Consider the following 14,261-nt stretch of genomic DNA (forward strand, 5'->3'; position numbering starts at 1 on the left):
ACGAGGGAAGAGGGGATGAAGGATGTCGAGAATTCATGTGTTGGACGAGCATATAGCCAACCAAATTGCTGCCGGTGAAGTCGTCGAACGACCTGCATCAGTCATCAAGGAGCTTGTCGAGAATGCGATCGATGCGGGCAGTACGCGAGTCGATGTCACCGTAGAAGAGGGCGGTCTTCAGATGATTCGGGTCACGGATAACGGCTTGGGCATTGATGCGGAGGACTGTGAGAGAGCATTCTATCGTCATGCAACGAGTAAAATTGCAAATGGTCGCGATCTATTCCAAATTCGAAGCCTAGGGTTTCGCGGAGAGGCCTTGCCGAGTATTGCGGCGGTATCGAAGGTGGAATGTACATCTTCCTCCGAAGATAGTGGACTTGGGCGTCGTATTGTCATTGAAGGCGGTACGTTGAAGATGAATGGTGACGCCAATGCTTCACGTGGAACCGATTTTACCGTGAAGGAATTGTTCTATAATACGCCAGCTCGGTTGAAATATATGAAGACAATCCAGACGGAACTCGGGCATATATCGGATACGATGCATCGTATGGCGCTTGCGCATCCGCAGATTGCTTTTACCTTACGACATAATGGGAATATGCTGCTGCAGTCGTTAGGCAATGGGGATTTACTCCAAGTCATTGCAGCAATCTATGGGACTTCCGTCGCGAAATCGATGATCCCCGTGGAAGGGGAGCAGCTCGATTATCGGTTGACAGGGTATATATGCAAACCAGAGCAGACACGTTCGAATCGGAACGCGATATCAACGGTCGTGAATGGCCGGTTTATTCGGAATTATGCGCTGAATCAAGCAATTCAACAGGCCTACCATACCTTATTGCCAATCAATCGTTATCCGCTTGTTGTCCTGCATCTTGAAATGCACCCTACATTGGTCGATGTGAATGTGCATCCGGCGAAGCTCGAGGTGCGATTCAGCAAAGAAGCCGAACTATGCCAGTTCGTGCAGCATACCCTTGGACAAGCCTTGCAAGATCAAGTTCTAATCCCGGCTGCGGCGAAACCGAAGAGCGGGGAGAAGAGTGCTTATATTCAGGAGCAGCTGCAATTTGTGCGCAGAGATTCGGGGATGCAGGCAGAAGCATCATCTTCGCAATCGACGCTTACTCCATCGCCATTACCGATACATTCCGAAGATTTAGGATCGAGAAGCGCGGCCCAGGTGCGTGTAAGCACGGGAATGCCCGAAGTAGAATCGGATCGTACGCCGCTCTATGCAGATCGCAGAAGCCAGCAGGAGCCGATCCCGACGGTAAGAGAACGCGGTCCCTATACAAGCGGTGGCAATACAAACCCAAGATCGTACGCGGGTGCGAATCCAGGAGCATCGAATCAATTATCATCTCCGATGATGGAGCAATTATATCAGGCGCCAGAGACGAGCACGTCATTGCCAGCATTCCCAGAACTCTCGATGATTGGTCAAATGCATGGCACGTATTTGATCGCTCAGAATGATACCGGATTGTATCTGATCGATCAGCATGCGGCACATGAACGCATCAACTATGAGTTTTACTATGAGAAATTCGGCAATCCAGCGGCAGCTTCGCAAGAATTGCTGCTCCCGATTACGCTTGAATTTACACCCACGGAATCGGAAATCATCAAAGCACGGATTCCACTCTTTGAGCAGGCTGGTGTATTGCTCGAGCATTTCGGAGGTCAGACCTTCCTCGTACGGGCCTATCCACACTGGTTCCCAGAAGGAGAAGCTGAATCGCTTATTCAAGAAATGTCAGATTGGGTCTTGCAGGAGAAGTCTGTAGATATTGCAAAGCTGCGTGAAAAGTCAGCCATTATGTGCTCCTGTAAAGCATCCATCAAAGCTAATCAGAAGCTTACGACGTTAGAAGCAGAGGTCCTTATCGAGCGGCTTGCAGCATGCAAACAGCCGTATACATGTCCGCATGGACGACCGATTGTCGTTAGTTTTTCTACCTATGAATTGGAAAAAATGTTCAAACGGGTGATGTAAATTTGAGAATACCCGTTGTTAGACTTATAATAAGGGTGAGGTTATGATCATTACGACGGCAGATTCGTCTTCCGAGCAATCCGTTGCACGGGCTCAAATGCTTGCGCAAGAGCTCCATTGTCGCTATGTTACGAGACAGAGGCATTCAGTCTCGAAGCTCTATTCCATTTACAAGGACCCTGATATGATCATCATTACGGATCAAGAAATTCGGTATGTTCATCCAGAGAAGCCCGCGATGCATTTCCATCCGAGCATGTCGTTCGTCAGAGTCAAACGTCTACTACGCGGTGAGAATGATCCCATGCTTGACATTGCGGACATTCAACCAGGAGATACGGTACTCGATTGTACGGCAGGTCTCGGCTCAGATTCCATCGTGTTCTCTTATGGTGTAGGCATACGTGGGCGGGTCATATCGCTTGAAAGCCAGCTCCCGCTATTCGCACTCGTGAGAGAAGGGCTTCAGACGTATCAGACAGACGTTGATGCGATGAACGAGGCGATGCGCCGGATTCAGATGAAGCATGTGAACCATGATGCATATCTGAGAGAACTTCCGGATCGTAGTGTGGATGTTATCTATTTCGACCCGATGTTCAGGGAACCATTAATGGATTCAAGTGCTCTCAATTCGCTGCGAGATCTTGCGAATCATGCAGCGTTGACAGAGGAGAGCATTGAGCATGCGAAGCGCGTTGCACGCAAGTCAGTCGTATTAAAGGAACAGCGGGACAGTTCAGAGTTTGAACGGTTAGGGTTCTCTTGTGTTCACCGCAACCCGTCCAAAATTACTTACGGAGTGATACACATTGACAACAACGAATCATAAACCGCGCTTACTCGTGTTGATCGGGCCGACTGCGGTGGGCAAGACGGCGTTAAGTCTTGACCTCGCTAGAATGTTCAATTGCGAGATTATCTCAGGCGATTCCATGCAAGTCTATCGACAGATGGATATCGGGACGGCAAAGCTCTCGCCTGCGGAGCAGGAAGGTATCGAACATCATATGATCGATATTCATGAGCCGGACGAGCCGTTCTCCGTTGCGGAATTTCAGGAACGCTGCACGACGCTCATTGCAGAGGTTGAGGGGCGCGGCAAGCTGCCATTCATCGTCGGGGGTACGGGGCTCTACGTGGAGTCGGTATGCTACGGCTTCGAGTTTACAGAGAGCGGGGCTGACGAAGCATTCCGGCTAGAGCAAGTTCAATATGCCGAGAAGCACGGCGCCGAAGCGCTCCATGACAAGTTAAGAGCAGTTGATGCGGTCTCTGCCGATCGATTGCATCCGAATGACCAACGCCGTATTATCCGTGCGCTTGAGGTGTACCACCTTACAGGTAATCCATTGTCCGAGCAGCTTGCGGGACAGACCAAGACTTCGCCATTTGAATTGTGTATTATTGGACTCACAATGGATCGCGCGCTTCTGTATCAACGGATCGAAGCACGTGTTGATCAAATGATTGAGCAAGGGCTCGTTCAGGAAGTGGAGCGTCTATTGAATCAAGGGTATTCGAGGCAGCTCGTTTCAATGCAAGGGCTTGGATACAAGGAGATTGCTGCCTATATCGAAGGGGAATGTTCGTTCGAAGAAGCGGTCACATTACTCAAACGAGACACCCGAAGATTTGCAAAGAGACAGCTCTCCTGGTTCCGTCATATGCAAGAGATTAACTGGGTCGATGTAACGAATCCAGAAAATTTTTCTGAGAAGAAGGAACTAATTCGTGATATAATAGCAGGAAAGTTTCACATCGATCTTGAATATATTTCAAAACAATCTAAATGATATGTGGGGGTACGGCTAATGAACAAATCCATTAATATTCAGGATACATTCTTGAACCAATTGCGTAAGGATAATATTCCCGTTACGGTATATTTAACAAATGGCTTTCAAATTCGCGGCGTGATCAAAGCATTCGATAATTTTACGATTGTGATTGATAGTGAAGGGCGTCAACAAATGGTGTACAAACATGCGATTTCCACGTTTACACCGCAGCGAAATGTATCGTTAGTACAGGATAATAGCTCGAACGAATAATCTTTTTTGAAACTTTTTCATAATGAGTTTCGTTAAATGAAATAGTCATGGATTGGATGAGCAACCCTGAGACGGGTTGTTCTTTTCATTCATGCGGCAAAATCAATAACATCATACTACTTAGAGAGAAATAGGCTGAAAGGGAGTCGGTAGAGATGCCTAATGAACCAAGCAATAGCCGTTCATCGCGCACGGCGGCTAAAAAGCCAAAGAGTAAGAGTAAAGGGAGAAAACCTTTCACTTGGAAAAAGGGATTGCTGCTCTTATTCTTTACGATTGCGATTGCTGTATTTTGCGCAATTGCGGGGTATTTATGGATTATTCTTAATGGGGAACGAATTCTGAAAGAGAATGGCGATAAATACGAGGTCATGGATGAAGCTTCAATTATCTATGACGTGAATAAGAAAGAAGTTACGAAGCTCTATGTAGAAAACCGTGAGCCTGTGACATTTGATGAAATTCCAGAAATGGTACGTAACGCATTTATTGCGACGGAAGATCGTCGTTTTAATGAACACCAAGGTGTGGACTTATGGTCCATCGGACGTGCGGCTGTGAAGGATGTTATTGCTCGCAGTAAGGTCGAGGGTGGTAGTACGATTACTCAGCAGTTAGCGAAGAACTTGTTCTTGTCGCACGATAAGACGTTCTTCCGGAAAGCGACGGAAGTGTCGATTGCTCTTGCGCTAGAGAATCATAAGACCAAAGATGAGATTCTCGAAATGTATTTGAATCGGATTTTCTTCGGTAAAGGTGCATATGGGATTAAGGCGGCAAGTAAACGGTATTTCGGGAAAAGCGACTTGAAGGATCTAGAGATCTGGGAGATTGCAACACTCGCGGCGATGCCGAAGGCGCCATCTTCGTACAACCCATTATCCAATCCGGAAAAGTCTAAAGAACGTCGGGGCGTGGTCTTGAAGCTGATGGCGGATCAAGGCTACATCACGCAGGCACAAATGAATGAAGCGGCGAAAGTGGATTATAATCCAGATGCACAGACCGAAACGAAGCGTGTGTCATCTGCCTTTATTGATTATGCAATTGATGAAGCCGGCGATAAGACGGGATTAACAGAGGATGAACTTTATCGTGGCGGATACAAGATCTATACGACACTCGTTCCTGAAGCTCAGAATGCCGTAGAGGAAGAGTTCGCGAATGATGATAACTTCGAGAAAAGTAAGGACGATCAGCAGATGCAAGGCTCGATGGTCATCATGGACCAACACACCGGTGGTCTCGTTGCGATGGCCGGAGGCCGCGATTACATCCGTAAGGGGTTAAACCGTGCGAAAGTACCTCGTCAGCCAGGTTCAACGTTTAAACCGATTGCAAGTTATGGTCCAGCTCTAGATACTGGGAATTACTTCCCGTGGTCGACGCTGCGGGATGACAAACAGAGCTTTGGTGACTACAGTCCATCTGACTTAGGAAGCAATAAGTATATTGGTCCTGTGAGTTTCACGTACGCTTTGCAGAAATCGATTAACTTGCCTTCGGTATGGTTATTGAATGAGATTGGCGTGAAGACAGGATTTGATTTTGCTAAGAAATTAGGTATTCCATTAGTACCTGAAGATCGCAACTTGACGATTGCATTAGGTGGATTAACATACGGTGCTTCACCGATTCAAATGGCGACAGCCTACAGCGCATTTGCAAATGGCGGATATTATGATCCTGCACACTCGGTCCTTGAGGTTGTCGATCGGGATAATAAATCGGTATATTCCTTCGATGAAGGTAAAGGCGAGCGCGTTATGAAAGAGCAGACCTCATATTACATGACCAATGTCTTGCAAGAGGTCGTTAATAACGGGACAGGGAAATCCGCTAAAATCAGCGGACGACCTACAGCAGGGAAAACAGGAACAACACAGCATGGGATTAAAGGATTCAAGAGCAGTGGCAACCGGGATGTCTGGTTTGTTGGATATACACCTGAATGGACAGGTGCCGTATGGATGGGATATGATAAAACAGATCGTGACCATCTTGTGAAGAAGGGCTCAAGTCAAGCGGCATCACTCTTTAAGAAAGTCATGACTAAGGCGCTCGCGAACAAGAAAAAAGGTGAATTCTCGAAGCCGACCGGTGTCGTTGAAGAGAAGGTGAAGCAGGATAGAGTAAATGGCCTGGTTGCTTCTTATGCTGCGGCTACACAGTCCGTGACCTTGAACTGGTCTGCGCTTAGTGGAGATAGTCAGCCAACTTATCGGGTTTACCGCAAGGAGTCTACGGAGTCGAAGTTCTCCATGGTTGGTGAGGTTACATCCAATAGTTATGAAGATATTCAGGTTGTGCCGAATGCGCAATATGAGTACTATGTCACAGCGTTTTTGGCAAATGTAAATCTAGAGACAGATCCGTCTGCTAAGGTCAGTATCAAAATCGATAATGATTTACCTGACATCGAGCAGCCGCCCGTAGATCCGAATAATCCAGTAACGGATCCGAATGGAAATGGGGGAATCGGAGATGGATCGGATCCATCCACTGAGAACCCAGACGGCGGCAATGGTAATGTGACACCGGACCCAGGAACACCGGATAACTCGAATGGCGGATGGGTAGATCAGGGTACAGGGACAACTGACCAAGGGACGATCGTTCCAGATAATAATGGGAATGGCAACGGTGATAATCAGGGCCATGGTAAAGGTAAAGATAAAAACAAAGACAAAGGCAAGGATAAGCAAGGAAATACGGCTACAATGGATACATTACAAATCCCATAATATGATCAAATTTGGAGTGTGTTAACAGATGCAGAAACCGTTGAACCGTTGGATGCTTCCGCTGGTCTTGGTGCTAACCACGATGCTCATGTTGAGTGCTTGTGGGGGTAAAAATGCGGTAGAGGAGAAGCCGCAGCCAACGCCTGAGACAAAGCAGTCGAAGTCGTGGAAAGAAGCTCCAGCAATGGCGATTGATACGAATAAGAAATATACAGCGAAAGTGTCGACATCGAAAGGCGATTTCACCATCGAACTGTTCGCGAAGGATGCGCCAATCACTGTGAATAACTTCGTGTTCTTAGCGAAGGAAGGCTTCTACAATGGAATTACGTTCCATCGGATTATTGAGTCCTTTATGGTTCAGACAGGTGATCCGCAAGGGACTGGCGCTGGCGGCCCGGGATATACAATTCAAGATGAATTAGGCGGTCCACACAAGTATGAAGTTGGTACCGTGGCGATGGCGAAGACTAGGGCTCCGAATTCTGCTGGCAGTCAGTTCTTCATTGGAACAGGTGCAGATATCGATTCATTGAATGGCACACCTAATTATCCCATCTTCGGTAAAGTGTCCGAGGGAATGGATACGGTGAAGAAAATTGCTGCTACGCCGACGGAACTCGATGATTCTGGACAGGAAAAAAGCAAGCCTATGGAGCAAGTAACCATTAAATCGATAGAAATATCGGAACAATAAATCCTAAAAAAACGTGCCTCAGGCACGTTTTTTTATTTGCTCTGACGCATTACTTTTGAACATGAATTCGATTGACATGAATGTTTTTTGTATGTGGCTGTAGGGGATGACTGGTGTAGGCTTACTAATTGTGGTAAGATTTTTAGTAGAACGTATGGAGAGGGTCATTCCCATGAAACGTAAATTTTCGGATCGCGCCAATTGGCGAAGAATTATCAGTAAGCACTTTACATCGAAATTTGTGGATAAACCGGAGTTTACTGGCTTTGTGACTTTATATACGATCGAGCGGCTTCGGGACCCACTCTGGAAAGAATACGACGGCAAGAAGCTGTGTCTTGCTGATGCAGGTTATTCGTGGCTGCAATACTTTCCGCAGAATGAGAATTTTATTGTGACGGCGATGTTTGATGACAAACAGCGTATTGTTCAATGGTACATTGACATCTGCAAGTCGCAAGGTGTTACGGAACAAGGGGTTCCGTGGTTTGATGATTTGTTCTTAGATATTGTAGTGCTGCCTACCGGGGCTGTTTTTTTGATGGATGAAGATGAACTGGACGATGCGCTTATCGATGGCGATATTACGCAAGAGGATTACGAGCTGGCGACAGATACGGCAAGACAATTGCTGCGGATTATTACGGCACATCTATTCCCATACTTCGTCATGTCAGAGCGTGATCTAAGGTCCGAGTTCGGTATTGGTCATGATGCTCATCCTGGAGACGCTTCGGCGCCGGGGCCTATATGTTGAGAACGGGATCAAAGATGAAGGGGAGCATGATTTTCAGAGTTATGCTCCTTTTCGCCGTTTGCGGACTTATTTGGTTTGTGTATACGCAATGGGTTATCCATAACAAATCATCTGGGCGCGAATTGTCTCATGCCGATGTTGGTATCGTTCTAGGGGCAGTATTATGGGATAATAAGCCGAGTCCGGCACTCGTAGAACGATTGGATTATGCATTATCACTGTATCAAGCAGGTCATTTCGATACGTTTATCGTCACGGGCGGGTTGGATCATCCTTCTCTTCGGTTGACGGAGGCACAAGGCATGGCGGCGTATTTGATAGAGCGAGGCGTGCCTTCAGAGCACATTCTACTTGAGAATCAAGCGACGAGCACCTATGAGAATTTGCTCTTTAGTCGTGAGATCATGAAAGATCATGGCTACAAATCGGCTGTTATCATCACGCATCGCTATCATGGGGCAAGATCACTAGAAATAGCGAATTTCCTAGGGTATCAGAGCCCAGTTGTATCGACCACGGAATCGAAAGTGCTGAATATGGCGTGGCACCAGATGCGGGAGTCGCTAGCGTACACGAAATGGAAGCTGGATCAACTGTGGATAACGATAGGAATGAAAGGTTGACCAAAACTGCTAATATCGTGGACGAAGATAGAATACATTGATTAAAGGGTCAGCACCTAGACTAAAATGAGGTGATGAAGCATGAATGGGCGAGTAGTGGCTTCAACAAATGGACGGAGCGAGACAAGACCATCAAGACAGATCAGTGTTATTCTACGAAACCAAGAACCAAATGCTGCAGTTCAGTCAACGACAGAAGCAGAGAGTACGGGGCAACAAGCGGCCAAAGCAGCTGTGCATAACAGTCACTTTGCAGAAATGCAGAAGGAATTGGACCAATTGATTGGTCTGGATAATATTAAAGAGTTAGTCTATGAAATATATGCGCTGCTGCAAATCTCACAAATGAGATCGGATGCTGGGCTTCTAAGCAGTACACATGTCTATCATATGGTGTTCAAAGGCAACCCAGGTACCGGCAAGACAACAGTAGCACGGATTGTGGCCAAACTATTTCAACAAATGGGTGTGCTCAGTAAAGGGCATTTGATTGAGGTTGAACGAGCTGATTTGGTGGGCGAATACATCGGGCATACAGCGCAGAAGACGAGGGACCTCGTCAAGAAGGCGATTGGCGGTGTTCTGTTCATTGATGAAGCGTATAGTCTTGCGCGCGGCGGGGAGAAGGATTTTGGAAAAGAAGCTATCGATACATTAGTTAAAGCGATGGAAGACATGAAGAATCAATTCGTGCTAATCTTGGCGGGTTATTCCAATGAGATGGAATTTTTCCTTCAGACGAATCCAGGATTGCCTTCAAGGTTCCCGATTCAAATCGAGTTTCCTGACTATTCCATTGATCAATTAATTCAAATCGCTGAGCTGATGGTCAAAGAGCGTGATTACACCTTGATGCCGCAGACGATCATGAAGTTAAGACAACATTTAATACAAGAGAAGAACGATTCGTTCCATGCATTTAGTAATGCACGATACGTTCGTAATGTGATCGAGAAGTCGATCCGCAATCAAGCCGTAAGGCTGCTCAATCAATATCAGCATCAATCACCGAGCCGATCGGAGCTCATGACGCTGAAGAACGATGACCTGAAGGTTGAGAAAGAAAAATCAGGGCGAGCATAAGAGTAGAAATCAGCAAGTGATTAAGATAGCAACAGGGAGAGACGAAAGAATCATGACAATCTTTTCAGAACGATTAACGACAATGCAGGCGCAAGTGGAAGAACTTATAGCTGGTCGTATTCATGCGATTGACCGTATTGTGGATGCGAATCAGTGGAAAGTAATTCGTGCATTTCAGCAATATCAAGTAAGTGACTTTCATTTCGCAGGATCGACAGGCTATGGCTATAATGATCGCGGGCGCGAAGTGTTGGATGAAGTATATGCCAAGGTGTTTGGAGCAGAGGCGGCACTCGTGCGGCCTCATTTTGTGTCCGGGACGCATACGATTGGAACAGCGTTATTTGGGGTGCTGCGACCTAGCGATAAGCTCCTTTACATTACAGGGAAGCCATACGATACATTGCACAAAGTGATTGGCAAACCGCAAGACGGTGCAGGGTCACTGCAGGATTTTGGGATCGAATATGATGAAGTCGATCTTCTATCGGATGGTGGGGTAGATTGGGAACTTGTGCGTGAACGAATGACACCGAATACGAAAGTCATCGGCATACAACGTTCACGTGGGTATTCCTGGCGATCTTCGTTCACGGTTGCAGAGATCGGTGAGATGGTTCGCCGGGTGAAGGAGATTAATCCATCCGTCATTGTGTTCGTGGATAACTGCTATGGTGAATTCACGGAAATGCAGGAGCCGACCGAAGTTGGCGTTGATATGATGGCGGGATCGCTGATTAAGAATCCCGGCGGAGGCATTGCAGAGACGGGTGGATACATCGTTGGTCGACGTGATCTTGTGGAGAAAGCGGCTTATCGACTAACCGCGCCAGGGATTGGCGGTGAAGTAGGGGCCATGCTCGGAACGACGCGAGCCATCTACCAAGGCTTGTTCCTTGCGCCGACGCTCGTTGGACAGGCTGTCAAAGGAAGTGTGTTCGCAGCGGCGATGTTCGAGCAACTCGGATTTATTACCAAACCAAGCTGGAACGATCCGCGCACGGATTTGATTCAGGCGATCCAATTCACAAGTGCAGATCATTTGATTCGATTTGTTCAGGGCATTCAGCTAGCAGCTGCCGTGGATTCTCATGTCGTACCAGAACCATGGGACATGCCTGGGTATGAGCATCCCGTTATTATGGCAGCAGGTACATTTATTCAGGGCGGAAGCTTGGAATTGTCCGCCGATGCGCCAATCCGAGAACCTTATATTGCATACATGCAAGGTGGTCTGACGTATTCTCATGTCAAGTTTGGTGTGTTAACGGCACTAGATCAGATGATTAACAGTCATCTTTTGTGAAGTTATCTAACATCTTATTGACACGACGTGATGATGGAGCTATGATATTAACATATCCATGAGAGAAAGGGATGCGTAGAATGGGCGATGATATTCGCAGAAACATGGCTCTATTCCCGATAGGCATCGTAATGAAGCTGACGGACTTAACAGCCAGGCAAATTCGTTACTATGAACAACATGAGTTGATTGTTCCTGCTCGGACCTCTGGTAACCAGCGTTTATTTTCTTTCAATGATGTTGAGCGATTGCTCGAGATTAAGTCGTTGATCGAGAAGGGCGTGAACATTGCTGGAATTAAGCAGGTGATGGTTCCGATGTCGAAGGAGTCGGAAGAAGCGACTGTCCTTACACCGGATACAGAAGTGAAACGAAAAGAACTCTCGGATTCTCAATTGCACCGATTACTAAAGCAACAGCTGCTTAACGGTAAGAGACCGGGCCAAGTATCCTTGATTCAAGGTGAATTGTCTCGATTTTATAATAAATAATAATCAATTATGATTAACAAAGGAGAGGAATACCGTGAGTTTTACAAAAGATGATATTATGCGCATTGCCAAGGAAAAAAATGTTAGATTTATTCGTCTACAGTTCACTGATTTGCTAGGAACGATCAAGAACGTAGAAATTCCAGTGAGTCAGTTGGAGAAGGCGCTTGATAACAAAATGATGTTTGACGGTTCCTCGATTGAAGGTTATGTACGTATTGAAGAATCGGATATGTACTTGTTCCCGGATTTGGATACTTGGTTGATCTACCCATGGGTGACTGAAGATCGCATCGCTCGTCTGATCTGTGATGTGTATATGCCAGACGGCACGCCATTCCAAGGGGATCCACGCGGTATTCTGAAGCGTGCGCTGAAAGAAGCGGAAGAAATGGGCTACACGACGATGAATGTTGGTCCAGAACCGGAATTCTTCCTCTTCAAGACGGATGAGAAAGGCAACCCTACGCTTGAACTGAATGACCAAGGCGGTTACTTCGACCTTGCGCCTACGGATCTTGGTGAGAACTGCCGTCGTGAGATCGTATTGACGCTAGAAGATATGGGATTTGAAATCGAAGCTTCCCACCATGAGGTTGCTCCGGGACAACATGAGATTGATTTTAAATATGCAAATGCGATTAAAGCTGCTGACCAAATTCAGACCTTTAAGCTTGTTGTTAAGACCATTGCTAGACAGCATGGACTACATGCAACATTTATGGCGAAACCTTTATATGGCGTGAATGGTTCAGGTATGCACTGTCATCAGTCGCTATTCAATGGCAAAACAAATATGTTCTATGATGAGAGTGACAAGCTGGGTCTAAGCGAAACAGCTCGTCAATACATGGCAGGTATTTTGAAGCATGCCCGTGGATTCGCAGCGATTACGAATCCAACGGTGAACTCCTACAAACGGTTGGTTCCAGGTTACGAAGCGCCTTGCTATGTGGCATGGTCCGCAAGTAACCGTAGCCCGATGATTCGTATTCCTGCATCTCGTGGTCTGGGAACACGCGTTGAAGTACGTAACCCGGATCCAGCTGCGAATCCTTATCTATCACTTGCAGTGATGCTCAAAGCAGGTCTAGATGGCATTAAGAACAAAATGGAGCTTCCAGCACCTACGGACCGTAACATCTATGTCATGTCCGAAGAAGAGCGTATCGCTGAAGGTATTCCTAGCTTGCCGTCCGACCTTCGTGAAGCCTTGACAGAGCTTGTGAATGACGAAGTCATCTGCAGTGCACTAGGTGAGCACGCATTGACTCACTTCTATGAGTTGAAAGAAATCGAGTGGGATATGTACCGTACGCAAGTTCACCAATGGGAACGCGATCAATACATTACGCTTTACTAAAATGATGAAACCCCTAGCGCTGTAAGTGTTAGGGGTTTTTGTTTAAAATATTTGTAACCTAACAGCCCTCATTGTAGCGGCTGTTTTTGTTTGTTCTAGCGATTTTAGGTCATATGGGCAGCCAAGCCGAATTCTCTTATCGTTGGATCGAATGGTCAGCTGCAGTGTTGCAATCATGATGATATGAACACTATCTGTGGACGGCTCCGTTGAGTTGGATAATGACAAAACGGATGAACATGTGTAGAATGCAAGTTCACCAAGGGAACTTGCGCACTCATGTGACAGAAAAGATGTTGACCATATGCTGTTTTCATCTATAAAAGCATAAAAGAGTCCCTCGATCGCTCGGGAGACTCTTCATAATAAATTAGCATCTGGCTGGAACAACCAGCGATGCTAATATGTATAGCAATTAGTGCATATTGCGGAACAAGCCAATAACTTTACCAAGAATGGTAACGTGATTCAATCGAATCGGTTCCATCGTTGAATTCTCAGGTTGTAATCGAATATGGTCTTTTTCTTTATAGAAAGTCTTGACAGTAGCTTCGTCATCTTCTGTCATCGCTACGACGATATCGCCGTTATTCGCTGTCTGCTGCTGGCGGACGATAACAAAATCTCCATTATGAATACCAGCCTCGATCATACTTTCCCCCATGACGGAGAGCATAAACACGTTCTGGTCATGTACGAATTGCTCTGGAAGCGGGAAATAATCTTCAATGTTCTCCGTCGCAGTAATTGGCGCACCTGCAGTAACTTTCCCCACGATCGGTACCTTCGCAATCATCTGCGTATAGAGATGTGTATGTTCGGATTCTTCCTGACTCAGGAGTTCGATGGCCCGCGGTTTGGTAGGGTCGCGGCGTATTAAACCCTTCTTCTCTAATCGATCCAAGTGGCCGTGCACAGTGGAGCTGGAAGCTAGACCGACAGCTTCTCCAATCTCACGAACAGAAGGAGGGTAACCTTTAGATCGTACTTCATTCCTTATAAATTCTAAAATAGCTTGTTGTCTATTGGATATTTTAGACATGAGGTTCAACTCCATTAGTAGACTTTTACAAAATTATAGCATAGAACTACCGTTCGTACAAACATTAGTTCTAAATTGCAAGAATGAGGGGAA

At 46.4% G+C, this 14,261-nt stretch carries 13 protein-coding genes; 12 read left to right on the forward strand and 1 reads right to left on the reverse strand.

Annotation, left to right across the window (positions count from 1 at the left end; genetic code table 11):
* Positions 1-22 precede the first annotated feature (22 nt).
* The 12 genes from mutL to glnA all read left to right on the forward strand — a co-directional run bounded on the left by mutL (position 23) and on the right by glnA (position 13,126).
* Positions 23-2,008 (forward strand): DNA mismatch repair endonuclease MutL, encoded by a 1,986-nt coding sequence (mutL, locus tag AC3WU2_RS18880; protein ID WP_492456644.1) that lies wholly within the window; start codon positions 23-25, stop codon positions 2,006-2,008.
* Positions 2,009-2,051: 43 nt separating this feature from the next.
* The gene (locus AC3WU2_RS18885) at positions 2,052-2,840 is read left to right on the forward strand and encodes a class I SAM-dependent methyltransferase (protein ID WP_492456645.1); all 789 of its coding nucleotides are present in this window, start codon (positions 2,052-2,054) and stop codon (positions 2,838-2,840) included.
* Positions 2,821-3,804 carry a tRNA (adenosine(37)-N6)-dimethylallyltransferase MiaA gene (miaA, locus tag AC3WU2_RS18890; RefSeq protein WP_314587805.1) on the forward strand — a complete coding sequence of 328 codons (984 nt, stop codon included), beginning with the start codon at positions 2,821-2,823 and terminating at the stop codon, positions 3,802-3,804. The genes AC3WU2_RS18885 and miaA overlap by 20 nt, the downstream gene beginning before the upstream one ends.
* Before the next feature lie 18 nt (positions 3,805-3,822).
* The gene (gene hfq, locus AC3WU2_RS18895; protein WP_018755597.1) at positions 3,823-4,062 is read left to right on the forward strand and encodes an RNA chaperone Hfq; all 240 of its coding nucleotides are present in this window, start codon (positions 3,823-3,825) and stop codon (positions 4,060-4,062) included.
* Positions 4,063-4,217: 155 nt separating this feature from the next.
* Positions 4,218-6,806, forward strand: a complete 2,589-nt coding sequence (locus AC3WU2_RS18900) for a PBP1A family penicillin-binding protein (protein ID WP_492456646.1) — start codon at positions 4,218-4,220, stop codon at positions 6,804-6,806.
* A 28-nt stretch (positions 6,807-6,834) separates the two neighbouring features.
* The gene (locus tag AC3WU2_RS18905) at positions 6,835-7,503 is read left to right on the forward strand and encodes a peptidylprolyl isomerase (protein WP_492456647.1); all 669 of its coding nucleotides are present in this window, start codon (positions 6,835-6,837) and stop codon (positions 7,501-7,503) included.
* Between the two features lie 172 nt (positions 7,504-7,675).
* Positions 7,676-8,260 carry a ribonuclease FAU-1 family protein gene (locus AC3WU2_RS18910; RefSeq protein WP_018755600.1) on the forward strand — a complete coding sequence of 195 codons (585 nt, stop codon included), beginning with the start codon at positions 7,676-7,678 and terminating at the stop codon, positions 8,258-8,260.
* A 26-nt stretch (positions 8,261-8,286) separates the two neighbouring features.
* Positions 8,287-8,883 (forward strand): YdcF family protein, encoded by a 597-nt coding sequence (locus AC3WU2_RS18915; RefSeq protein ID WP_492456648.1) that lies wholly within the window; start codon positions 8,287-8,289, stop codon positions 8,881-8,883.
* Positions 8,884-8,964: 81 nt separating this feature from the next.
* Positions 8,965-9,966 (forward strand): stage V sporulation protein K, encoded by a 1,002-nt coding sequence (gene spoVK, locus AC3WU2_RS18920; protein ID WP_018755602.1) that lies wholly within the window; start codon positions 8,965-8,967, stop codon positions 9,964-9,966.
* Positions 9,967-10,018: 52 nt separating this feature from the next.
* Positions 10,019-11,272, forward strand: coding sequence for a methionine gamma-lyase family protein (locus AC3WU2_RS18925; RefSeq protein ID WP_018755603.1), 1,254 nt, complete (start codon positions 10,019-10,021; stop codon positions 11,270-11,272).
* Positions 11,273-11,352: 80 nt separating this feature from the next.
* Positions 11,353-11,763 carry a MerR family transcriptional regulator gene (locus tag AC3WU2_RS18930; RefSeq protein WP_018755604.1) on the forward strand — a complete coding sequence of 137 codons (411 nt, stop codon included), beginning with the start codon at positions 11,353-11,355 and terminating at the stop codon, positions 11,761-11,763.
* 34 nt (positions 11,764-11,797) lie between these two features.
* Complete coding sequence (glnA, locus tag AC3WU2_RS18935) at positions 11,798-13,126, forward strand: type I glutamate--ammonia ligase (protein WP_018755605.1); 1,329 nt, start codon at positions 11,798-11,800, stop codon at positions 13,124-13,126.
* A gap of 415 nt (positions 13,127-13,541) precedes the next feature.
* Here glnA and lexA read toward each other — a convergent pair whose 3' ends face one another.
* Positions 13,542-14,168 carry a transcriptional repressor LexA gene (gene lexA, locus AC3WU2_RS18940; protein ID WP_018755606.1) on the reverse strand — a complete coding sequence of 209 codons (627 nt, stop codon included), beginning with the start codon at positions 14,166-14,168 and terminating at the stop codon, positions 13,542-13,544.
* Between the last annotated feature and the right edge of the window lie 93 nt (positions 14,169-14,261).

This window comes from Paenibacillus sp. EB106-05-06-XG162, assembly GCF_058791655.1.